Here is a 22,144-nt window from a genome sequence, read left to right as displayed (position 1 = left end):
TCTCCTTAAAGTTCGATTCCGAGTGAGAAGCTAAGAATCAAAGTCGCAAAAACAATAAACGCAATGGTCGCAAGGACCTTCTCTTTTTGCTTAACAAAAAGAACCGCCGTCATTAGAACCCGCAAAAGCGGAAGACTAATAAGGAGAACAAGGCCTACGTAGGCGATTAAAAGTCCCCACTGATGATTTGTGAGCGCGTTTTGTAAGCTGTCATGGAGGCTTTCGCCTTTATAGTCTTGAAAGGCGGCAAGTGGATTTTGTGTGAAATCGAGCATGGACGCCCAACCGATCAGCATGAAAGCTCCGGCGAGCATAACACCCCATCGCAACAGTATAGATATCTTAAGTTCCAGGCTTAAAAGTTTATCGTCGCTCATGACAGACCTTTCATGATCATTTGAATCGAAACAATGCTTAAGACAACGACAAAGATTTTACGGATGAGGCTTGCTGGCATCTTCACCATGAGGTGAGCGCCGATCCACGAGCCGATAATGATGCCTACAGAAACAGGGGCGGCTATTTCAGGTCGAATGTCGCCACGAAGTAAATAGGCTCCGGCACTCGCAGTTGCTGTGACGCCGATCATAAAATTTGATGTTGCAGACGATACCTTCATCGGGAGCTTCATTGCTCCATCCATCGCGAGCACCTTAAAGATGCCACTGCCAATTCCCAACAGCGCGGAAAGAACCCCGGCAAAATACATGGCAGTAAGTCCAAGTGGAACGTTCTCGACTTTGTAGTGGCTCACGCTTCCTTTTTCATTGGGAAAGCTTCCGGCAAGCCCTAGTTTTTGTGACCAAGGGTGATCGTTTGTGGAAAGATGCTCGCCCCGTTTGCGCAGCATCATCAAAGCGGAGAAGAGAAGAAAAAAGCCAAAAAGCAAAAACAGGGCAGAGCTTTGGATCTTCTTAGCAATCAAGAAACCTGTAATGGCGCCGGTGACTGTTCCGATTTCGAGCAAAACTGCTACGCGTAAGTTTGTCAGATTGTCTTTTAAGTAACTCGCCGCTGCGCCTGAAGAAGTGGCAACAATTGAAATCAGACTTGCAGCAATCGCGTATCTGATATTGACGTGAAACAAGAGAGTCAGAGTTGGAACGATGATAATTCCTCCTCCGAGCCCGAGTAAAGAGCCTAAAAATCCAGCAACTATTGATGAAGCGAGAAGGATAAATTCATACATGCGAATGGTTTTAGACCCGGAAAGTGGTGCCGTAAACGCTTAAGAAAGTTCTGACATGTTGTGACGATTTTGTATTTAATCTTAATCAGTCTTAAAAAAAATAATGACACAATCTTTATGATTTGCTCTGCTTTGGTCTGGGTAAACCAACTAGTCCATATTCACAATGAGGGGAACAACATGGATTTTTTTTCTAAGATTGCACTAGCTTTTGAACACGGCGGCTTCTGGATGTGGCCAATTTTGGCTATTCAAGTGGCATCTATCGCTATCGTTATCGAGCGCACATACGCTCTTTTCGTAAAACATAAATTGAACTCACACTCAACAGTTGCTGGCTTCGAAGACAATGTTCGTCGTGGCGAACTTGAGACTGTGATTCAAAAAGCTCAAGCTCTTGAAGCAACAGCTCCAGTAGCGCGCGCAGTGGTAGCGGGTGCGAAAGCAGCTAAATTCTTGGGTGGCAAAGAAGAAATCCAAGGTAAAATGGATGAAATTCTCATTCATGAAAACGCGATGTTGGATCAAAGAACTGGCTTCTTGTCGATGCTCGGTAACGTTGCGACGCTGACAGGTCTCTTGGGGACAATCACTGGTATGATCAAATCTTTCGCAGCGGTTGCTTATGCAAATCCGTCTGAAAAAGCAGCTTTGCTTGCTTCTGGTATCTCTGAAGCGATGAATGCGACTGCTTACGGTTTGATCACTGCGATCCCAGCGCTCGTTGCTTATGCAATTTTGCAAAATCGTGCAAATCGCTTGGCAGATGACATGAATCACAGTGCTTTGAAAGTTTTCAACTGGTTGTCGTTCTCTTACGAGCCAATCGGTTTCAAATCATTCAAAGGTGCTTCAGTTCACTCTGAAAAAGCTCCAGCTGAATTGAACAGCTAATAGGTGTTGTATGCGTAAGCACAGCAAACACTTAGATTTTGAAATCAACCTGATCCCTTGTATCGACTTGTTGTCAGTATGTATCTGTTTCTTGTTGCTGACAGCGGTTTGGTTGCATGTGGGTTCTATGAACGTCAAACAAGCCGTTGGCGGTCAGTCTCAAGCGGAAACTCCGAAGAAGCCTCTTCTGTGGATCTACATGGGACAAGACGGTCAACTGACTTTTAATGTTCAGCAATCTTCATTGGTACCAGCAGCCCTGGCGAATGTAAAAATCCCAGGTCTTGATGGTCATACTAATATTGAAGAGATGAACAAAGTTTTGACTCAATTAACTGCAAAAGATCCCGAATTGAAAACTGCTCTTATTCAACCTCAAGCTCAATCCTCTTATGAAGAGATCATCGGTTTGATGGATGAATTTAAAAAGCAGGGGCTTTCGGATCTTGGCGTAGCTCCACTCTAGGGGGGACATTTAAATGTTAGCCAGTCAAAGTGTACTTCACGAAACGGCTCTACACTCAATGATCGGTGCGCAGTCATTGATCAATCCTAAGCACGGCAAATGGAAGCGTAACATTGTTGCGGATCTTCTTTTGACGGCTTTGATCGATGCCTTCTCGATTCTTGTGATCTTCCTTTTGATGAGTTTCTCGAGCGCCGGCGACCTCTTGTCGATCGGTAAAGGTCAAGAGTTGCCAAAAGCTTCTCGTGCAGACCAGCTTGAAAGAAACCCAGTTGTTAAATTGGAAGAGGGCAAGATCTTCGTTGAATCTAAAGAGGTCACCCAGGACACACTTGTTGCGGCGTTGTTGGAAATGCGTAAGCAATTCACAGACAGCCATCCAGGTGAAGAATATCCGGGGATCGTTACGATTCAAGGGGACCGTCGTCTGAAGTATGAGCAATTGAATTCAATCGTTCTTGCTGCATCACATGCAGGATTTAGTGATATCCGTTTTGCGGTCTTAATGAAATAGGACCGTAAAACTTAAGTAAGGATTACTTATGTTGAAGAAGGTTTTTGCGCCAATCATGATGGGCGTTGTTTTGAGTGTCACTGCTATATTTTCTGTGGCAAATGCTCAAATGGACGATAACAATCGCAGCTTGCTCATCAGCAAGCTCGAGAACGTGTACCAACACTTAGCTCCTAAGGACTCTTCGAAAGTAGCTGTGACTCTTCGTCTCGCGGATTTGTACGCGGAAAGAGCACGTACTGAGTCTATGAAAGAACTCGACCAAGGCTGTACAGTTTGTAAAGCGGGCGAAGCAGATCGTAAGAAAGCTTTGCGCCTTTACACTGAAGTTTTGGATCGTGCTCCTGAAGCTGTTCAGGGCAAAGTGATGGTTCAAGTAGGTCACTTGTATCAACTGACAGGTGATGAAAACAAAGCCATCAGCTTTTACAGCAAAATCCTTCAAGACAATGGAGCTTCGGAGTTAAAAGCAGAAGCTCAGCTCTCATTGGCTGAGATTTACTTTAAACGCCGTGATTTTGCGAAGGCGCAAAATTTCTATCAAGAGGTTCTTAAAAACGCGGCAGCAGGATCTCGCGGTCTTGCTGCTTACCGCAGCGCTTGGTGCTCGTTCAACTTGGGCGATATCAATGGTTCTGTGGTGCAAATGGAGAAAATTCTTAAAACTCCAGCTTTGTTGACTCGTAATGGTTCTGCGCAATCTCAAGTAGATCCGCAATTCCAAGAAGAGGTCAGCCGTGATTACGCTACTTTCTTGGCGAAAAAGAATGTTGATACCAAAGACATCGAAAGTCTGTACAACCTGAGCCCAGAAAACATCCGCGTTCAAAACGTTCAAAGCTTGGCTTTGGAACTTGAGCGTATCGGTAAGAAAGCGGATTCCTTGAAAGTATGGAATTTCGTTTTCGGTTACATGAGTAAGCCTGAAGACCGCTTGGCGGCTAAAATTTCAATGGCTCAGCTCAACTTTGATTTACAAAATAAAAAAGAAGGCGCTGCGAGCTTCGAATCTGCAATGAACTTGTGGAAAGAACTGAAGGCTTGCCAAAGCAATCAGTGTGAAGAACTTCGCCGTCGCTCTCGTCAGTTTGTTGTTTCATGGCATCAAACTGAAAAGAAAGCTCCGACAGCTGAATTGCTCGCAGCTTACCAAGTTTACTTGGCGAACTTCCCGGACGATGCAGATATGAATATGTATGCTGCAAACGTGGCGAAAGAGACTAAGAGCTGGGATGCTGCTTGGACTTACTATAATAAAACTCGCGAAATCCAATTGAAGGATCCAAAGCAAGCTGACAAGTTGGAAACGACTTTGGTGGCATTGTTGGATCTTTCTGAAGATTCTAAAAACGACAAATATGAAACTCAAGCCTATGACCTTTACTTAGAGCAAAGCCCTAAGAAAACAAAAGCTTTCGAGGTTCAGTACCAAAAAGCTCACCGTTTGTATGAACAAGGTAAATATGCTGAAGCGTCTCAGGCGCTTCGCAGCCTTGCTTTGGATAAAAAAGGCGATGTAAAGATCCGTAAGCAAGCAGCAGACTTGTCTTTGGATTCTTTAGTTTTGATGAAGGACGAGTCGAACATCAGCACGTGGGCGGCTGAGTACGCTAAAGTGATCACTGAAGGTGCCGGTGAGTACTCTCAGATGGTGCAAAAAGCAGTTTTGACGAAGTCTGCAAACGTGGCTTCGAAAGACACTGCTGCGGCTTATGCGGAACTTTCACAGTTCGATCCTTCTAAAGCGACGACGGAAGATAAAATCAAGTTCTACAAGAACAAGCTGATCCTGGCTGAAAAATTGAACAAGTTCTCTGAAGCGCAAATGGCGGCGGACAGCTTGTTGCAACAGCCTGGTTTGAACGAAGAAGATAAAGAGTTTGCTTGGTCTCGTAAAGCTTACATGGCTGAAATGACTTTAGACTTCTCTCAAGCATTGATTGCAACGGAGAAAATGCAAAAAGGTCTGAAGCCAGACGAAAAAATGTTGAAGCTTGCGATGTTTGCGGAACTTTCCGGCCAGAAGAGCGCAAACTACTACAGCCAGTACTTGCAAGCATCTAAAGATGACGAGAACAAAAAACTCGTTGCTGCGGAACTTGTTCGTAAGTCAAAAGCTCCAGAAAAAGAGATCGAACTTTATAAACCAATCCTTGGAAAATCTCCGCAGTTGATGGCTCAGCTTTACACTGAAGCTTTTGCGAAGAACTCCAGCGATGCGATCCTGAAAAAGGTGACTAAAGACTCTGCAATGAAAACGACAGATTCTGGTAAACTTTTGGGCCGTGTGGCGTTCTTGAAGGATTTCGATGCTTTCAAAAAAGGTTTGGTAAACCACAAGTTGGATACGAAAAATGACCGCAAACTGGCAGCTTCTATTAAGCAGCGTGCGGGTCTTTTGGAAAAGCTTGAAGGCTTTGCTAAACAAGCCATCGAAACCGGGGACTGGACTTCTCAGCTCGTAAGTGTCGATTTGCTCGCAAAAGAGACGGAGCGTTTTTACACAGAATTGATTTCAGCTCCGATGCCTAACGGTTTGTCTGATGAAGAGCAACAGCAGTACATGCAGCTCTTGTCAGCTCAAGCGACTCCTTACCAAGCAAAAGCAACTGAAGCTAAAGCAAAAGTTGAACAGTTCTGGAAAAATCCAAGCTGGCAAACAGCTTTGCAGAAATCTTGGGAAAATGCTGACTTGAGAAGCGTGATCGTCACTGAAGTGAATGCACTTCGTGAGATCGCTCCTCAGGAATACCAAACATTCTTGACCGATTTGACGGTTGTTAAGAAAGACACGACTGTGGCTACAAACCGCCCGAGCTTGAAAGAGATCCAAGCGGCACGTAACCAAGTTCATCAAAATCCATTTGATAAACAGGCATTGCAGGCGTTGCTGGACCTCGAGAAGAAGTCTGACAACACAGCGATGACTCAGTACTTGCAAACTCGTATTGAAAATTTAGCGAAGTCTTCTGAGAAGGGGGTTCTATGATGAAGTCACTGGTTTTCATTCTATCTTTAGTCAGCGCCTTAAATTGTACCGTGGCTTTTGCGGCGAAAGACGCAAAGAACAAGACTCCAGACTCTGCGTTGCCGGCGGCACAAAAGAGCTCTGAGGCGACGTCGCATAATTTCGAAGACCTTTTGGTCCAAGGTAAATACCACTTCTCGGATGAGGCGGTAACTACAGTTGAAGAAGACAAAGTTTTGGATTCTTTGATTGGCGTGCGTTCAGATTTTAAAGATCGTTTGAAAAGTTCAACAGGAAGTTACTAGAGGAATCCATGGAAAAACGACTGGTATTGGAAGACCACAATGGAACGGTTCTTAGAGCCTTCAACTGGAACGGGGAAGCCGGCGAAGTGATTCGTCGTGGTGACACTCGTCGCCTTGAAGTAGTTCCAACAACAGCGCACTTGGCGAAGAAGAAGATTCCTTTTGAGTCTTTGGGGAACGTCAGTATGCAGGACCTTCAAAGCAAGCCTTTCTTGGTTGGCAAGCTCGGACATCTGAAGCTTGTTGAAGAAGTTGGCGCAACTTTGAAAGACCAAGAGCGTGAGCAAGAGAGCGAACGCCGCTGGTACATGATCCTTGCAAGCATGTTGCTTTTGACAGTTCTTTTCATGTCCTTTGTTCGCACTTTGCCGACAATGACTGAGAAGATGGAACAAAACCTCAAGCAAGAGGTTGTTAAAATCATCAAAATGAATCCACCGAAACCAAAGGTGGAGATGCAAAAAATCCAAGACGCTCGTCCAACGGAGACGGTGCCAACTAAGACTGTGAAGACAACAAATACGTTGAAACGTATGGGTGCTTTGGCAGTTTTGGGGAGCCTTTCTAAAGGAAAGCAAAAAGGCGGTGTGGATTTGGGTGCTGTGAATACAAGTGCGGGTCCAGGTCTTGGCGGCACTCAAGGCAGCGGCGGTGTTCAGACGTCTCTTTACGGTAAAGGTGTTGTGGCAGCACCAGTGGGTGTTGGCGGCAATATCCAGGGTGCCGGCGGTTACGGCACGAAAGGTAAAGGCGGCGGTCAGGCTGGTTACGGAAAGCTAAGCCTCATCGGTTCTGCAGGCACAAGTTCTATGGCTTTGGCTCAAGAAGCCACCGTGGCAACAGGTCTTGATCGTGATGCGATCGCAGCAGTTATCAATAGAAACTTGGGTCAAGTGCGCTTCTGCTACGAGCAGGGTTTGCAAGCTGATCCAAACTTGAATGGTCGTGTGGCGGTCGCATTCACTATCGGCGGCAACGGCGCGGTGAAAGCGGCGAATGTTGACAGCACGACAATGAACTCAAAAGCCATCGAAGATTGCATTGTGATGAGACTTAAAACTTGGCAGTTCCCGCTCCCTCAAGGTGGCGTGGATGTAAAAGTAACGTATCCGTTTGTTCTAAGAAGGGCAGGTCAGGGTTAATATGAAAAACACTCAATATATTTTAAGCGCACTATTAGTTGTTGCCACCCTTTCAGGATGTGGCTCTTGGAAACAGGATCCTTTGGCGGACAAAGATGAAGCATTCAAAAATGCTCAACAAAAGCCAACTTTGCCGGAATCGCCAAAGCCAACGGACAGCAATGCGGTTCGTTTGGACACTGTGGATTTCTATAAATTCCGTGAAGGTGTTGCTGGTGAGTTCACTATGTCGGCACGTATCTTGGAAGCAGGCTACTCTCCGGTGATTTACATCGACAATATGTCGGACTTCCCTGGGGCTAGCTACAATGCAAGCACTGGCAAGTTCTCTTGGACTCCGGCTTTGGGCACTGTGAGCGGTGACAATGGTTTGGAAGAGTCTCGTGCATTGAAAGTGCGTGTTGTTGGTAATAAACCAAACGGCAAAGTATTGACTTCAGATTTCAAAGTGGACCTTCGTATCGGCAAAGTCCTGAATGCTCCGGAGGTTTTCTCTGTATCTAAGACTTCTGCAAGCATGCGCGAAGGCGACATGATGAACATCACCGTAAAAGTTCGCGATAAAGATGCGGGCAGCGGTGTGAATTCATACCCGAACCTTTTGATCCTTCCGATCGTGGGTTACGGTAATATTTCTCAGTACGTGACGATCACTCAGATTTTGTCCCTCGGTAACAACGAGTTCAATATCAACTTGCAAATCGATTTGAGCGGTGCCGAGCTCACGAAGTCACGTGACCGTTATGGCTTCACTTTGAAGGCAATTTCTCGCTTCCAGCAAGCAAGTGCGCCGACAGACGTGACAGTCAACGTTGTGACGTCATTGGCTGATTTGCAAAGCACTTGGTTTGCTCCTTTGGAAGTTCCAATGGGTGTGAAGAAGGAATTCCAATTCATGATCTTCGATCCAAAAGATGAGCTGTTCGTAGCAGCGCCGACGTTCTCTGGTGTGCCAAACGGTGCCACTATCAACTGCAGCGGCGTGAACGTGACTCGTCAGTTCTGCACGTTCTCTTGGACTCCGGACTTCACAGTCACTCCGGGCACCTACTCCATCACGGCACAAGTGGTGGGTAAGAACCAAGACAGCCAAGATACAACTGGCTTTAAGACTTATAACTTTAAATTGGATTTGAATGTGACTTCAGCTCCTCCGGTAAATCCGATGGCCCTTAAAGGAGGTCAATAATGAAAAGCATTATCCTCGCGTTGACTATGATTTTCGCTGTTTCTGCAATGGCTGCGAACGAAGCTCCAAAGACAGAAAACAAAACTGAAAGCACTGATGCTGAATTTGACTCTTTGGGCGGCAACAAGATCTTCTTGGAAAAAGCGAAAGCTCTTGAGCCAGAACAAAATGTTAGTATCGTTCAAAACAGAACCGTTGATTTGAACAAACGTGTTGAGATTGCGCCTGAGTTCTCTGGAACTTTCGGTGGTGATACTTACTCACGTACAAAAAGTCTCGGCCTCAATGCTATGTTCCACTTCAACCCTCGTTGGGCGATTGGTGCAAAGTACAACTACAGCTTTAACAATCTGACTCCGGAAGGTGAAGCGATGGTTGATAAGGCTTATGCTGAATATCAAAAGAATCCAGCGAACCCGACTCAGGCTTTTCCAGAAATGGATTACCAAAAGTCTGAAATGATGGCTTTGGTGAACTACTCACCAATCTACGGTAAGCTGAACCTTTTTGATAAAGGGATTGCTCACTTTGACTTCTACCTCGTCGGCGGTTACGGCCAGGTACAATTGTACTCTGGTTCTGCACCAAGCATGACAGGTGGTGCGGGTCTTGGTTTCTGGGTAAACCAACACTTCTCTACGCGTGTTGAAATGCGCTACCAAAATTACACTGCGAAGTATTTTGATACTGAAAAGAAAATGGATCTCGCAGTAGCTTCAGTACAAATGGGATGGTTGCTATGAAATTAAAACACTTAGCAGTTCTAGGGATCTCAGTATCCCTCGTCCATGTGGCTCATGCCGCGGATGACTTGGAAAGCATCTTGGATCAGGGTTCCCAGGCGACAAAGGCGGCTAAAACGGCTCCTGCAATTGCTGCGAGAACGACGCCTTTGGCTCAATCGATGAAGAAAGCCATCGGTACGGCAAATTCTGAGCAAAGTATTTTCCTCAGATATTTGGAAAACGGTGAATGGGATAAAGCTGTTTTGCAATTCCCGAACGCGTTTGAAGGAACTGCTTTCCAAAAATCATCAAACGGTCGCGCTTTGATGGGTTATGTGCAGTTCCAAGCCGGTCTTCCAGTGACGGGTATTCAGACTCTTTTCATGGCGTCAAATCCAAAAGAGATCAATACCACTCTTCGCGAAGAATGGCAGAAGATTGCTCCTGTCGATCACTTTGCTTGGGATTTAGCTCAAGTTCAGTGGCAACCGGCTTGGGAAGTTGTTTTCGGCGAGCCAATGGAACTTCGTGTGAAGACCGTTGAAGCGATGGCGACAACTAAAAACGTAGATCAATTGAAAAAGCTTTCTGCTCAAGCGCCTGCAAACAGCAAAGAAAAAGCTCAGATCGATTGGCAGCTTGTGATCGCTTACTCATTGAATGATCAAGCGGATCAAGCGGCGAAACTTTTAGCAAACCTCATGAAGTCGACCTATGCTCCTGTAAGCAAAGACCTTATGCAGATTACAGCAGCTCGTTTGCTCTTCCAGAACGGTTACTTTGATGCCTCTGTGAAGTACTACGAGAAAGTTGCTAAAAATTCTGATTACTGGACTGAAGCGCAAGAAGAAATGGGTTGGGCTTACATTCGTAAAGGTGAGCCAAATAATGCCATGGCAGTGAGTCAGTCTTTGGTGACAAACAACTTGAACTATCAAGTGAGCCCTGAAGCTTACTTCGTTCGTTCTTTGTCTCAATTGAAAGTTTGTGATTACTCAGGTGTGACTGAAACACTTCAAGTCTTCCCAAAACGTTTCAAAGAAAGAACAAAGACTTTGGAAGCAATGGTGGTAACACCTGCAACTCCTGAAGTTGATAAGGCCATTGCGCTCTTGAAAGGTAAGAAGATTGAAGTTCAAGATCTTGGCAAGACGGCTCAGGTTCTTCCGCGTCGTTTAGCTCATGACGAAAGACTTTATCAGTTTGCTCAAGCGCAAAAACACCTCGAAGACGAAGCTCAAGTGGCTGAGAAACTCTATGCGAAGTCTTTGGCGTTAACAGGTCTTCAAGGCAGCTTCGAGAAATTGAAGCAAAATACGATGCAACGTGCGCAAATGGCGAAAACGTCTGCATATTCTCGCGTAAAAGAATTGGCGAAAGAAGAAGTCACAGAAACAAAAGAAATCCTTCGTAAGCTTCACATCGTAGAAGCGGAAGTGATTCAGCAAGTTTCTTTGGCTGAAAAGATCGCTAAGAATGCCAAAGGCAATGACGAGAAAAAAGGCGTTACTGGCTATAAAGGCACAGCGGATGCTATGAAGTTCCCAGCCGAAGAAGAAGTTTGGTTCGACGAACTCAGTAACTATCGCGTCGACGTTAAAAAAGCTTGTACTGTTAAGAGATAGTCGCTGCCGAAGATGCAGTAAAAGAGGGGAAACATGGAATTAAGATATCTTCTAGGAGCGGGTTTGTTGGCAGTTGTTGCGACATCTTGCTCTCCAGATACTCCAAAAGGTTACCTGACGCCTGTGGCGCCAGAAGAAAAAGTGATTCAGGACAATACTCAGGTTTTTGACCCGAAAGTGGATATTCTTTTCGTTGTCGATAACTCGGGAAGTATGCAGACGCATCAAAGAAACTTGTCAACGAACGTGACAAAGTTTACTTCGACTTTCACGAAGTCTTCAGTTCTTGATTACAATATCGGTATCGTAACGACGGATATGACTGGAAGCAGCTGGGGCGCTCGTAAGCCTTGCTGTGGTCAGCTCGTTGGTAATACGCGTGTTGTAAATAAGAACACTCCAAATGCAGACAGCATTCTTGCAAGCAATTTCCTTGTGGGGACGGATGGTTCTGCGGTGGAGGCAAGTTTTGATCCTGTAGTAACAGCTTTGACTCCGCCAAATTTGACTGGCTGGAACAACGGTTTCTATCGTCAAGATGCTTCTTTGGTAGTGATCTTCCTGACGGATGCTGAAGATCAAAGTGACAACGCTTCTCCGCAAAGCCTTTACAATTTCTTGCTGAACCTGAAACAAGGTAATGCCAGCAAGATCTTGGCTTACGGGGTGATCGTTCCAACCAACGATACGATGAACTGTGATCGTGACGACATGAGAACTCCGCTGAGAATTGAAAGCTTCTTGGGGATGGTTCAAAACAATAAGAACAACGTCATGAATATTTGCGATCCAGATTACGGGACTCGTTTGGCGAATATGGCCAAAGACATCGTGGATAAAGTCGGAAATATCATTTACCTTGATCGTGCTCCGGCGCTTGATAGCATTCACGTGTTCTACGGAAATGCGGAATTGCCAGAGAACTTCGAGACAGGTTGGTCTTTCGATCCTAAGAGAAATGCTATTATCTTGGGCTCAAAAATCAACTGGAGCTCTCAGCCGAGCGGCAGCCGCGTGAAGGTTTCCTACACAGCTGCTAAGTACGACTAGTCTTGAATTCGTAAGATTAGTTAATATTGCGCGCAATTTAAATCGAAACCCGTCTTGAAAAAGGCGGGTTTTTTTATATTGATGGGGCGATGTAGGCGAAGAAAAACCCGGTAGCAAAAACAGCGAGGCTTAGGAAGTAGATCCGTGCACTGAATTTTCGACCCGAAATGCAAGCTTCGCGCAGGGCTGGGTCGATCGGGCAGGGGGCATTGCGATTCCGCCACAGCAGAAGTCCGTTCACGGCGAGCATGGTGGCTGCGAATAGGAAGACCCCTGGCTTGTGCTCGGAAATCCAAATCAGCCCCGGAACATTGCTCGCAAGGCCTGCCATCACGGCACCCATCCCGAGGCTCACAAGCAGTGAGGGAAGGGCGCAGCAGATCAGCGTGCTCATCGAGCCAAACAGCGTGATGTAGTTTAAGAACGAGTCTTTGATCTTTGTCATAACTACTTTTCAAACACGGCTTCGTAGCCGGAGTCTTTCAAGAGTTGAGTGATCTTTTCTTGGGGGAGGGTTTTTCCATCTTTGTATTTAATAGTGATGAATTTGTTTTCTAAACTCACGTTGATGGAATCTACTTCCTCTTGCGCTTTGAATTTCTTTTCAATTCCCTGCGCGCAAAACGCACAAACCATTCCTTTAACACCTACTTTAACTTCACTTGCAAAGGCTGCAGAAGTTAAAGAAAGACTTAAGGCAAATAAAATATATCTCATAAAATCTCCTAGTTAGAGGTGAAGCATAAAGTTAAATGCAAGGCTGCCGTCAAAGCCAGCGCCCACTTCCCAAAGAACATTCTTCATGTAAAAGCGAAAGTACTGGGTCGTTTGAATCTGTGGGTTTTCGTTATTGCTGCTGAACTCGGCGATGTACCAAACATTGAGGTCATTATAGTCCGCCAAGAAAGGGGCGAAACCCAAACGCAGTTTTGATTTGCTAAAGTCTTCTTTGCTGAGCAGGGGATTGTCTTTATTACTTCGGTGGAAGTATTGCTCTTCAACGGCCACCAAATATTGCCGGCTTTCCCAGTCGGCAATGAGTTCAGCGAGTGCCGTATCATAATTTTTCGAGTTGTATTTCTCGGCTCCGTAGCCGCCGCTGAGGTAGATATTTCCTTGAGATCCTTCATTGTTCCAGCGCTGAAGCAGAAAGTTAGCCCGAGGAATGTAGAACTCGGATTTTGCCTCGCGCAGATAGGTCATAGCCGCCGCCACATGCGGGGTGAAGGAATAGGTGAGCATCAGCTCATTGGCCTCTTGGCTATTATACGACATGACGCCAAAGGCATCTTTGTAAGCCACAGGGTGAGCATGGGCTTCGAAGCTAAAAATCAGGAATAGAGCTGATAAGGACCACAACCGCATACAAGAACTCCTTCAAAGACTTATAGGGAGCGGCTTTGGGGTTTGTGACAGGGCTCGTGAAGAAATCAGGGGAACAGGGCTAGATGAGAGTCGAGTTTATGGAGTCTCGTTTTGAGATAGAGCGCGAAAGGAGGCTCATGTTCGCAAAATAAAATGAAGCAAAACTCAAGACTCACCGATAAGTCATTTATGAGTAAAGGCGTGAGTATTCCTGAACATAAGATGATTCGCGTTAGTAAAGAGCTATTTACTGACGGCCTGCCTTTGCCTTCTGAAGTATTTACTCGGTTGCCCTCAGGGCAATTTATCCTAGTCGGTAAAAAAGCTGACACCGGGAATCTTTCAAGTCTGCATCTCATGCAAGATAAAAATGTCGACCTTTTCGTGCGCGAAGAGGATTACGCCAATGTTGTGAGTTTCAACGTCTCTTTGATTGAAAAGACGCTGAAGAATGATGGCGTGAGCATGAACTTGAAAATGAACCTGCTGAAAGGGGTTGCAGAGTCGACGATCTCGGAGCTTACGAAGAAAGATCTGTATGTGGGATCCTATGACCGCTGCAAACAGATCGTGGGATTTGTGCAAGAGACCGTGGCTCAGATTAAAGACTTTGATAAATTCTTGGATGTTTTTAGTAAGCTTCCTGGGGATCTTGTCAGCCATTCTTTGGCGACCTCTGTGGTGGCGCTGCTCATTTGTGAGCAGATGGATATCACGATGAAGAGCACGCTGGAGAAGGTCGTGATGGGTGCGTACTTGCATGATATTGGTCTAAAGGAAATCCCAGCGGAAATTCTTTCAAAGCCTCGCTTGCAATGGACAGAGGCTGAAGTGACTTACTACGAGTCTCACACTTTGCGTGGAGTTGAGATTCTTCGCGATATTAAAGAAATCCCTTCGGATGTTTTAGCGATCGTGCTGGAACATCACGAAAATGCTTTGGGTCTTGGTTTTCCTCGTCGTATTCGTGATATCAAAATCAATCCTCTCGCGCGAATCGTTGCGGTGGCGGATTGCTTTGTAGATTTGATGTACGAGGCTGGGAAAGAGGGAACTCAGCGCACTCCGGAAGAGGCGATTGCTTACATCGAAAATACGATGGGGCAGCCTTACAACAAGCCAGCATTCCTTGCTTTGAAGAAAGTGATTCATCAGACTCACTTGCAAAAGAAGCTCAAAGGCCAAGTATAAGTTTTCGTCACAATCTTGTTTCTGTTGTTTCTGGCGGCAACATGCCGTCTGTCAGCCGTCACGTCATCGATTCTTCACATGATGTTGGTTTTTCTGAGTTTTAAAACCAGAACTACATGAAAACCAACAACAAGGAGGAGAGTCCTATGAAAAAATTTATCATCACAACATTGATGTTAGCTTTTGCAGGCAGCGCTTTCGCAGCAGAGACAGCTTATGTTCTTGAGCCCCTCGGTCCAGGCAGAGGCGGTTTTGCGGAGCCATGTCCAGGCAATAAAGAAGGTCCAACACCTGCCAACGGCTATTGTGTTGAAGGCCGTGAATGCCCCATCGGCTACGACGCCGTCGCAAAATACTGCTTCAAGGGCGGCTTCCACCGCTGCGGCATCGCCTGCCAAGCCGACGGCACCCAACGCGGGCACTAGTTCGTGAATTTGAATTGAAAATGAAAGAGGGAGCTGTGTGCTCCCTCTTTTTTAGTAGCTAGTCTAGTTATCGAACAATCCTGATATTCCAACGGCTGATTCAGTCTTGAAGAGGTGTTTAGGAAAACGAGTGAATAGCAATAATCTTGTTTTTTTCTTCAATTCCATAAAGAATAAAAGTAATCAACTCGATTTCTTATGGAACCTTAATGAAGTTTTACTATCTGATTGCTGCTTACAATGAAGAATTGGTTTTGGAAGAAACCGTCCGCGAGCTTGAGTTATTGGTTCAAAGATATCCAGGGTCCGAAGTTTTTTTGCTTGTGAATGGCAGTGGTGATAAGACATGGGAAATTGCTCAAGACCTCTCGAAAAAATATTCGTGGGTTAAAAGTTTTCACAACAGTGAGAAAGGGATGGGAGTTGCTTATAGACGGGGTCTGAGCGAACTCCAAAAGATGAATATTGGCAGCGACAGCTGGGTTGTGTTAACCGCATCGGATTTGCCATTTGGATTTAGTGATCTTGAATCTTTTATTGGGTTAGGGCAGGACGCATGGAAAGAGAATCTTCTTTTTATTGGCAGTAAACGTCACCCGAAATCTAAGGTTCAAAGAAATTGGAAGCGCCGTTTGGGGTCGATGATCTTTGAACTCACTCGATTGATTGTACTGAAAATTAGAACCAAAGATACTCAAGGAACCCTTTTTCTGAGGGGTGATCAGGTTTCAGTTGTCGAAAAGCTTCATTCTGATGACTATTTTGTGACTGTTGAAATAGTTTATTTCTGCGAAAGAAAAGGGCGAGTGTCTGAGATGCCGGTGGACCTCAGACCCGAAATTAGAAATTCAAAAATATCTATTCTTAAAGATGGTTATAAGAGCTTACGTCAAGTTGTTCAGTTTTGGCAGCGCCTTTAGTTCTGCGATAAGGCTTTCTCTTCGAGAGTGAAAACGACCATTTCATTTCCAATTTGCATAAGGGGCTTCATTAATTGTACCGCTTTTGGGTATTTTGGATCATTCATACTTAACAGTACGAAGTGAGAGTTATATTTTTTCATGACCTGTAGAAGACTCTCGTATGGGAGTTTTTTAAAATCGTATCCACCTAAATCGTCAAAGCGTAATTTCCATTCCTTAAATGTGTCAGCTTGGTAGGGAAGGGCCTTTATATCAGTAATCACGGCTCTTCTAGAGGCATGACGAAGCCAAACAATCAGAGGATCAGCGACAATGGTTTCCCCTGAAGGGATAAGTATTCTCAGTTTTTGTCCTATATCTTCCATCATAGGGATTGTCTTTGCAGAGTCCATGAGGCCGGTTTCTTCTCTGAAAACGGATGATGGCGCTACAAATATTCCGATTAAGGCAATGGCCATAAAGGATCTAAATGCCCAAACCTGTAATTTGTTTTCCTCTCTTGTTAGGAAAACTTGAATAAATCCGATCAGCGAAAAACACATCGCATACCCGGTCATTCTGTGCATGAAATATCTTCTGTAAAGGTCTGCGAAAAATGGAATATCTAAGTAATCTGCAAGTGTTCCGAAAAAAGCGATGGAGGAAGAAACAAGGATTATGGCTGCAAGTGAATCGCTTGGCTTTTTCCAAAATCTAACGCCAAAAATTATTAAAGCCACTCCTAGTGGAATCATTGGAATGAAAAGTTCAGAAGGCCAAGCAGGGGCAAAACAATGCCCTTGGATGTAGTCTCGGCACATTTGGACAAAAATTCCGCCATCTTCAGTAAGGCCACGCATTTTAGCTGCGACAAATACGATTACTAGATTCAGCATTCCTAAGAGGATTGTAGAGTAGCGATCTTTGAATTGAGGAAGGCTGCCAATGATAATGATTAGAGATACCAAGGCGCCGTGCTGAGTATGAATCAAACTTGTTAATGGTACTATGATCCAGAGCCAGATATTCTTTTTTTCAAGCCAGAGACTGCAAGCAAGTAGTCCTAGCGCACCCCCGAGAAAATGAGGAAGTGCCCAAGATCCAACCAAAGGAATCGTACCGAGAAGGTGTAGTGGCTCCAAGACTAGCAGTAAAATAGCTAGGGGGAGAAATTTTTCTATTCCTAAATGTCGGCAGATTCGAAAAACGGCTACCAAAAACACGGCCATTGTTGCAAGCCAATAGGCGAAATAAAATTCACGAAGTAACCCGAGGGATTCGCCCCACTGTGTGAATAAATCAAAGTGCCAGTGGGGTTGAGGTGCTTGATGTACGAACCAGTCATTCACGAAGGCGGATGGGTTTGCATTAGCAATACCACGAAGACTAAGAATCACGTGGTCGAGGTCTCCAAAGTGATAACCGAAGCGTAAAATTGGAACAACCAAGAGCAAAACTATTGCTAGATATATCAAGAAGCCCCCTTTTCACTTAGGCTACAGAGGCAAATGTACTAGGTCAAACTGGGTTCTTGAGGTCTTAGGTCTTGAAAGGTCTATTCTAGACCTCTCTTTTTAGAGATGATTATGAGATAATGTGGGTACCAAGGAGGACCTATGAGTTCTTTCGTGCATCCGACAGCCATTGTAGAGCCTGGAGCAAACATTGGTGAAGATACTAAGGTTTGGCATTTTTCGCATGTACGAAAAGGGGCATCAATTGGAAGTCACGTGTCTATTGCGAAGGACGTCTATGTCGATGCTAATGTCTCCATCGGTGAAGGCTCTAGGATCCAAAATAGCGTGAATATTTATAACGGTGTTGAGATCTCTCGGTGGTGTTTTGTAGGACCCGCGGTTGTTTTTACCAATGATCAACATCCTCGCATCGGCCGTAAAAGCTGGGAAGTAGTTCCAACTGTTCTAGAAGATTGCTGTTCCATCGGTGCTGGCGCGATTATCCGTTGTGGCGTTCGAATCGGCTCATTTGCGATGGTTGGGGCAGGTGCTATTGTGACTAAAGATATTCCGCCTTTCTGTCTTGTTACCGGTGTTCCTGCGGACTTGAGCCATAGAATATGTGCCTGCGGCGATAAAACGCTTCCGCTGATTTCTTGGGTAGATAACGTTATTCAAGACTGCTGTGAGCGCAATTTGGAACCTCATATTTTAGCTCTTGCAAGGCAAGTTATTTTACAAACCAATATGAAGTCAGTCGCGAACGGCTAATTTTGAATCCATGAAAACCCCCAATAAGAGTGTTGTCGTTCTATTTGTAGTTTTGCTTGCGGGTTTTATTCATACATTTCCTCTCTGGAACTGGAAGGAAAATGTAGCGGGTGGATACGGTGATCCCACTTCTCACGCGACAATAGCTCAGTGGTATTGTGGCCATGTTCTTACCGGAAACTTTCATTCAGATCAGTTTTTAGCGCCTTTCGGTGCTGACATGTCAGGAACATATGATAGCCCGTTTCCTTTTGCGCTGACTTGCGCCTTTGGCAAAGCAGGAACGATTCTTCAGTTTCATTTATTCACGTTGTTTCAAATATGGCTCATCCTGCTGGGGGCATGGCTTGTTGCAACGGTCTTCATAAAGTCGCCGGTGAGGCAGCTTGCATACATTCTGTTTGTCTGGTGGTGTGGGTTTTATGTTGCGAGAACCCATCAACATATGACATTGCTTTCTTCGATCTGGGGCATTCAATTCATTCTGTATGCAGCTCTAAATTTAGACATAAGCCGTTTTAGAACTATCTTAGTCGGTGGCGTCCTTCTAGGTCTAAGTTTTGTAGGAACTTTTCATAATATTCCAATGTTAAGCATCTTTGCACTTATTCTTGTTATTTATAAATTGTGGGAGCAAAGAAGCAAACTCAATAGGAAAATACTTCTGTATCTTACAGCCGGCGTTGCGGTTTCGCTTGGAATTTTCTTAGTCTTCTGGTGGCCGATGATTGCCTATTCTTTGAAAAATGGCCCTGTCTTGGTTGATTCTGACAGAAGGGCATACAATTTAGATTTGTTAAGTCCATTAATTCCTTTTGATACAAGTTTATTGTACCAGTGGTGGAGTGATCTTCCAAAGCTATCGCTCGAAAGACAGAACTATTTTGATCCATTAATCTTAATTATTTTTATTTTTTCTTTGTGCAAACGACAGTTCTGGAAAGACTCTTTTCGTGTCTGTCTGTTGGGTGTTTCGATATTTTACTTTATCATCTCATTGGGGCCTGAACTTCGTTTTAATAATGAAGTTCTAGCGTATCTTGATTTTAATTCAGAACTTTTGCATTCATTTCCGTTCAGAATTACCAGAACACCAGGGCGCCTTTTGTTAGTCACTAACATGTGTCTTATTTTTTCGGTCTTTCTGTTCTTAGAGCAATCTAAAGAAGGAAAGTGGAAAAAATGTTTTTCTTGGATATTGGTAGCTTGGGCAATTTTTACGGGACCATTATTGAATCAGATGTGGTTTTTTCCAACTCTCAAGTACCTCGAGGTTTTTCCGATGGCTGCTCTTGAGCAAGTTCGAAATATGCCAAACGAAACCATCGTAGTTCAAGTTCCGACAGCATGGGCTCAAGATCCATCTCAAAATTTTCAGCAGATTTTTCATAATAAGAAAATCACTTCGGGATATTTGGCGTACACGAATTATAACAAAGAAGTTCAGGAAAAATTCTCTAAAGAGCCATTTTTGGGTCGTTTGGGGTGCGAAGGTGAGTCTACGGCTTTTGAGGCGACACCACTCATGACAAACTCAGAGATGCTTTATAACTATATGAAAATGCATCGCTATGAAGTTATCATCGTTAACAAGCTTATTCTTTTAGGCAATCCGGCGTGCGGTAAGTTAACCTCTTGGCTCAAAGAGCTGGTAAAGCAGCCTTGGATTAAGGTCATCGCCGAAAACAATGCCTACGTCGTTCTGATGCTTCCTTAGGTTCGTATTCAGTGGTCCAGCCAGACGTCCTGCCCGTGACAAACGAAAAGAGCTATATAATATATGAATTATGGAAATTAGATCGCTTGGACACTCGGGTTTTTTAGCAGAGTCAGCGGATTGGTTAGTCATAATGGATCCCTGGGTCTCAAGCTCAGGCGCTTATGATATGGCCTGGTTTCAGTACCCTCGAAATCATCACATGGCTTCTTGGTTGCAAGATAAAGTCTTCAATGCGAAGAAACCTATCTATCTCTATATTAGTCACGAGCATAAAGATCACTATGATCCTGAATTTCTCAGAAGGCTAAAAAAAGAGAATATTGAAGTTCTAATACCAAAGTTTCGGAGAAAAAGCCTTCGAGATGATCTCGGTAACCTAGGTTTTGAAAAAATCACGGAAGTTACAGATGGGGGGACTTACTCCCTTCAGAATGGAAGTATTCGCATCTATGTTGAAGATGCCGAGCTCGATCGGGATTCCGCTATCCTTGTGTCATCTGGTAAAGAAACTTTTCTCAATTTAAACGACTGCAAAATATACGATAAACTTCCGGAAATACTGCGTGAGTATGGTTCAATCGACGTATTCACGGCACAGTTTTCAGGGGCTACTTGGCACCCCACATGCTATCAATATACAGTAGAGCGTTATCGAGAGATCTCGCGAAATAAAAAGCATAGTAAATTTAAGACGCTGATGCGTGCGATTCAGATATTAAATCCAAAGATTTATATCCCTTCTGCTGGGCCAGCTTGTTTTTTGGACCCGGATCTTTTTCATCTCAATTTTGAAGAGGAAAATATTTTTCCAAGAAGTGAAGTTTTTAAGGACTACCTTACCTCGGAGCTTCGTGAGAATTGTCCACGTTGGATAGGGCTGCAGCCGGGCGATGTTTTGAATATTTCCTCTGGTGCGATACTTGAAGATCGCAGTGTAGATCGTGCTCAAGAGAGTAGTGTCCGTGAATACCTTGCGAAGTATTCCAATGACTATGTGAATGACTTTGCTGCAATGAAGGTAGAAAATGAAAAAGTAGATTTGCTTAGGACTCTCATTGATTTACAGAAAGAATTGCAGGCAAAGCTAGATCTTTTTCCGATGCGTGCCGATCTGAATTTACCTTTTTATTTTGGTCTCATTGATTTCTCTGAAAAAATAGTAAGAGTCGATTTTCAAAAGGGCAGTGTGGATCTTGTAGAGACCTATTTATTAAACCCGCCATATTATCGTGTGCTTGCTCAGCCCCGACAGATACGTCGATTGTTGGATCGTAAAATGAACTGGGAGGACTTCTCACTCACATTTAGAGTCCAAATTGATCGTCAGCCCGATGAATATAAAACATTATTAAATGCTTTCGTTTTTGTGGATAGTCAGGATCTTCCAGCTTTCTGTGCGAAATGGGAAAGTATGCAAAAGAATATGGCTAGGCTGAAGGTCGATGTCGGTGGGAAAACATATGAAATAGCCCATTATTGCCCTCACCAAAACGCAGATCTTTCCGCCGGCTGGAGTGAAGATGATCGCTATTGGGTCTGCCCCAAGCATGGCTGGAAGTTCGATCTTACTAATGGTGGGAAGTGTACATTGAATGCTTCCACGTTAAACGCCAAGTGCATTAAGTAGCGGGAAGCCGTCCAACCCTTAGACACTCCTGCCATTTCTTCACGCTCCCGGGGCGGGTTTGGATTTCTGCAGCCAAATCGCATAAGATGCCTTTTTTAGGAAAAGGACTCTTGCTATGAAAAAGACTCTCTTTGCACTCGCGACACTGTTCATGATGAACCAAGCTCATGCGCTCACGGCGGCTGAGTTTTCTGCGGCTTACATTGCCCAAGTTAATCATCGCCTGACAGAGACCAACAAAGAACGCCGAGAAGAGAAAAAGAACCTCACTCTCTACTGCGAAAAGCTCAGTCCCGCTCAAGAAAAACTCATCAAAGTGACGGCGGCAAAAGAGGGGATCACGGTCGGCGAGTTTGCTGAAACGATTGCCGAGAAGCTTAAGTGCTATCCAGAATTCTGGTCACCTTGGCAGCGTAAAAACATCGGCGGCGTCCTTTTTAACACTAAAGCTTTCGTTATGGACACCTTCATTGTACGTGATGTCATCGAGGACTTAGCTCAAGGACGTGTTCCCAATGATGCGGAGCTTTTACTTGAGTACACGGACACGGAGCTTTTATAAACTTTGTTTGTTCACTGGACCAAACATCTTCTTTCCGTAAAGAAATTTGATATTTTC

23 protein-coding genes are annotated in these 22,144 nt (G+C 44.6%); 17 read left to right on the top strand and 6 right to left on the bottom strand.

Annotated features, from left to right (window positions below; translation table 11 throughout):
- Positions 1–5: 5 nt before the first annotated feature.
- Positions 6–377, bottom strand: coding sequence for a DUF1634 domain-containing protein (locus JSU04_08090; protein MBS1970253.1), 372 nt, complete (start codon positions 375–377; stop codon positions 6–8).
- A complete protein-coding gene (locus JSU04_08085) occupies positions 374–1,189 on the bottom strand; it encodes a sulfite exporter TauE/SafE family protein (protein MBS1970252.1) in 816 nt (271 codons plus the stop codon). The genes JSU04_08090 and JSU04_08085 overlap by 4 nt, the downstream gene beginning before the upstream one ends.
- A 180-nt stretch (positions 1,190–1,369) precedes the next feature.
- On the opposite strand from JSU04_08085, the gene JSU04_08080 reads away from it, so the two are divergent.
- Genes JSU04_08080 through JSU04_08035 form a run of 10 tightly spaced genes read left to right on the top strand, consistent with a single transcriptional unit; the run spans position 1,370 to position 12,067 of the window.
- Entirely contained in the window at positions 1,370–2,083 is a 714-nt protein-coding gene (locus JSU04_08080) for a MotA/TolQ/ExbB proton channel family protein (GenBank protein MBS1970251.1), read from the top strand.
- A 10-nt stretch (positions 2,084–2,093) separates the two neighbouring features.
- Positions 2,094–2,549: a biopolymer transporter ExbD gene (locus JSU04_08075; GenBank protein ID MBS1970250.1), complete on the top strand. Its 456-nt coding sequence runs from the start codon at positions 2,094–2,096 to the stop codon at positions 2,547–2,549.
- Positions 2,550–2,562: 13 nt separating this feature from the next.
- Positions 2,563–3,063 carry a biopolymer transporter ExbD gene (locus tag JSU04_08070; GenBank protein ID MBS1970249.1) on the top strand — a complete coding sequence of 167 codons (501 nt, stop codon included), beginning with the start codon at positions 2,563–2,565 and terminating at the stop codon, positions 3,061–3,063.
- 28 nt (positions 3,064–3,091) lie between these two features.
- Positions 3,092–6,052, top strand: coding sequence for a tetratricopeptide repeat protein (locus JSU04_08065; protein ID MBS1970248.1), 2,961 nt, complete (start codon positions 3,092–3,094; stop codon positions 6,050–6,052).
- Positions 6,049–6,336 carry a hypothetical protein gene (locus tag JSU04_08060; GenBank protein ID MBS1970247.1) on the top strand — a complete coding sequence of 96 codons (288 nt, stop codon included), beginning with the start codon at positions 6,049–6,051 and terminating at the stop codon, positions 6,334–6,336. The genes JSU04_08065 and JSU04_08060 overlap by 4 nt, the downstream gene beginning before the upstream one ends.
- A gap of 8 nt (positions 6,337–6,344) precedes the next feature.
- Entirely contained in the window at positions 6,345–7,478 is a 1,134-nt protein-coding gene (locus JSU04_08055) for an AgmX/PglI C-terminal domain-containing protein (protein MBS1970246.1), read from the top strand.
- Between the two features lies 1 nt (position 7,479).
- Positions 7,480–8,667, top strand: a complete 1,188-nt coding sequence (locus JSU04_08050; GenBank protein MBS1970245.1) for a hypothetical protein — start codon at positions 7,480–7,482, stop codon at positions 8,665–8,667.
- Positions 8,667–9,410, top strand: a complete 744-nt coding sequence (locus JSU04_08045) for an outer membrane beta-barrel domain-containing protein (protein MBS1970244.1) — start codon at positions 8,667–8,669, stop codon at positions 9,408–9,410. The genes JSU04_08050 and JSU04_08045 overlap by 1 nt, the downstream gene beginning before the upstream one ends.
- Positions 9,407–11,017 (top strand): hypothetical protein, encoded by a 1,611-nt coding sequence (locus tag JSU04_08040; protein ID MBS1970243.1) that lies wholly within the window; start codon positions 9,407–9,409, stop codon positions 11,015–11,017. Before JSU04_08045 ends, JSU04_08040 begins: the two co-directional genes overlap by 4 nt.
- Before the next feature lie 33 nt (positions 11,018–11,050).
- Complete coding sequence (locus JSU04_08035; GenBank protein ID MBS1970242.1) at positions 11,051–12,067, top strand: VWA domain-containing protein; 1,017 nt, start codon at positions 11,051–11,053, stop codon at positions 12,065–12,067.
- A gap of 73 nt (positions 12,068–12,140) precedes the next feature.
- Here JSU04_08035 and JSU04_08030 read toward each other — a convergent pair whose 3' ends face one another.
- The 3 genes from JSU04_08030 to JSU04_08020 are packed head-to-tail and all read right to left on the bottom strand — an operon-like array spanning position 12,141 to position 13,432.
- Positions 12,141–12,512 carry a hypothetical protein gene (locus JSU04_08030; GenBank protein MBS1970241.1) on the bottom strand — a complete coding sequence of 124 codons (372 nt, stop codon included), beginning with the start codon at positions 12,510–12,512 and terminating at the stop codon, positions 12,141–12,143.
- 2 nt (positions 12,513–12,514) lie between these two features.
- Positions 12,515–12,784, bottom strand: coding sequence for a heavy-metal-associated domain-containing protein (locus JSU04_08025; protein MBS1970240.1), 270 nt, complete (start codon positions 12,782–12,784; stop codon positions 12,515–12,517).
- 12 nt (positions 12,785–12,796) lie between these two features.
- On the bottom strand, positions 12,797–13,432 hold the full coding sequence (locus JSU04_08020; protein ID MBS1970239.1) for a hypothetical protein: 636 nt from the start codon (positions 13,430–13,432) through the stop codon (positions 12,797–12,799).
- A 189-nt stretch (positions 13,433–13,621) separates the two neighbouring features.
- Between JSU04_08020 and JSU04_08015 the strand changes: the two genes are divergently transcribed.
- The 3 genes from JSU04_08015 (at position 13,622) to JSU04_08005 (ending at position 15,968) form a co-directional block, all read left to right on the top strand.
- Positions 13,622–14,623: an HD domain-containing protein gene (locus tag JSU04_08015; GenBank protein MBS1970238.1), complete on the top strand. Its 1,002-nt coding sequence runs from the start codon at positions 13,622–13,624 to the stop codon at positions 14,621–14,623.
- A gap of 146 nt (positions 14,624–14,769) precedes the next feature.
- Positions 14,770–15,048: a hypothetical protein gene (locus JSU04_08010; protein MBS1970237.1), complete on the top strand. Its 279-nt coding sequence runs from the start codon at positions 14,770–14,772 to the stop codon at positions 15,046–15,048.
- A 209-nt stretch (positions 15,049–15,257) separates the two neighbouring features.
- A complete protein-coding gene (locus tag JSU04_08005; protein ID MBS1970236.1) occupies positions 15,258–15,968 on the top strand; it encodes a glycosyltransferase family 2 protein in 711 nt (236 codons plus the stop codon).
- Here JSU04_08005 and JSU04_08000 read toward each other — a convergent pair.
- Positions 15,965–17,425 carry a hypothetical protein gene (locus JSU04_08000; GenBank protein MBS1970235.1) on the bottom strand — a complete coding sequence of 487 codons (1,461 nt, stop codon included), beginning with the start codon at positions 17,423–17,425 and terminating at the stop codon, positions 15,965–15,967. The genes JSU04_08005 and JSU04_08000 overlap by 4 nt on opposite strands.
- A 141-nt stretch (positions 17,426–17,566) precedes the next feature.
- Between JSU04_08000 and JSU04_07995 the strand changes: the two genes are divergently transcribed.
- The 4 genes from JSU04_07995 to JSU04_07980 all read left to right on the top strand — a co-directional run bounded on the left by JSU04_07995 (position 17,567) and on the right by JSU04_07980 (position 22,087).
- Positions 17,567–18,178: an N-acetyltransferase gene (locus JSU04_07995; protein ID MBS1970234.1), complete on the top strand. Its 612-nt coding sequence runs from the start codon at positions 17,567–17,569 to the stop codon at positions 18,176–18,178.
- A gap of 10 nt (positions 18,179–18,188) precedes the next feature.
- Complete coding sequence (locus JSU04_07990) at positions 18,189–19,895, top strand: hypothetical protein (protein MBS1970233.1); 1,707 nt, start codon at positions 18,189–18,191, stop codon at positions 19,893–19,895.
- A gap of 70 nt (positions 19,896–19,965) precedes the next feature.
- Positions 19,966–21,525: an MBL fold metallo-hydrolase gene (locus JSU04_07985; protein ID MBS1970232.1), complete on the top strand. Its 1,560-nt coding sequence runs from the start codon at positions 19,966–19,968 to the stop codon at positions 21,523–21,525.
- A gap of 115 nt (positions 21,526–21,640) precedes the next feature.
- Positions 21,641–22,087 carry a hypothetical protein gene (locus tag JSU04_07980; GenBank protein ID MBS1970231.1) on the top strand — a complete coding sequence of 149 codons (447 nt, stop codon included), beginning with the start codon at positions 21,641–21,643 and terminating at the stop codon, positions 22,085–22,087.
- The last annotated feature ends 57 nt before the right edge of the window (positions 22,088–22,144 follow it).

The sequence above is a fragment of the Bdellovibrionales bacterium genome (assembly GCA_018266295.1).
Lineage (GTDB): Bacteria > Bdellovibrionota > Bdellovibrionia > Bdellovibrionales > Bdellovibrionaceae > JACMRP01.
Note: the sequence above shows the minus strand (reverse complement) of the source record. Positions and strands in the feature narration are given on the sequence as shown.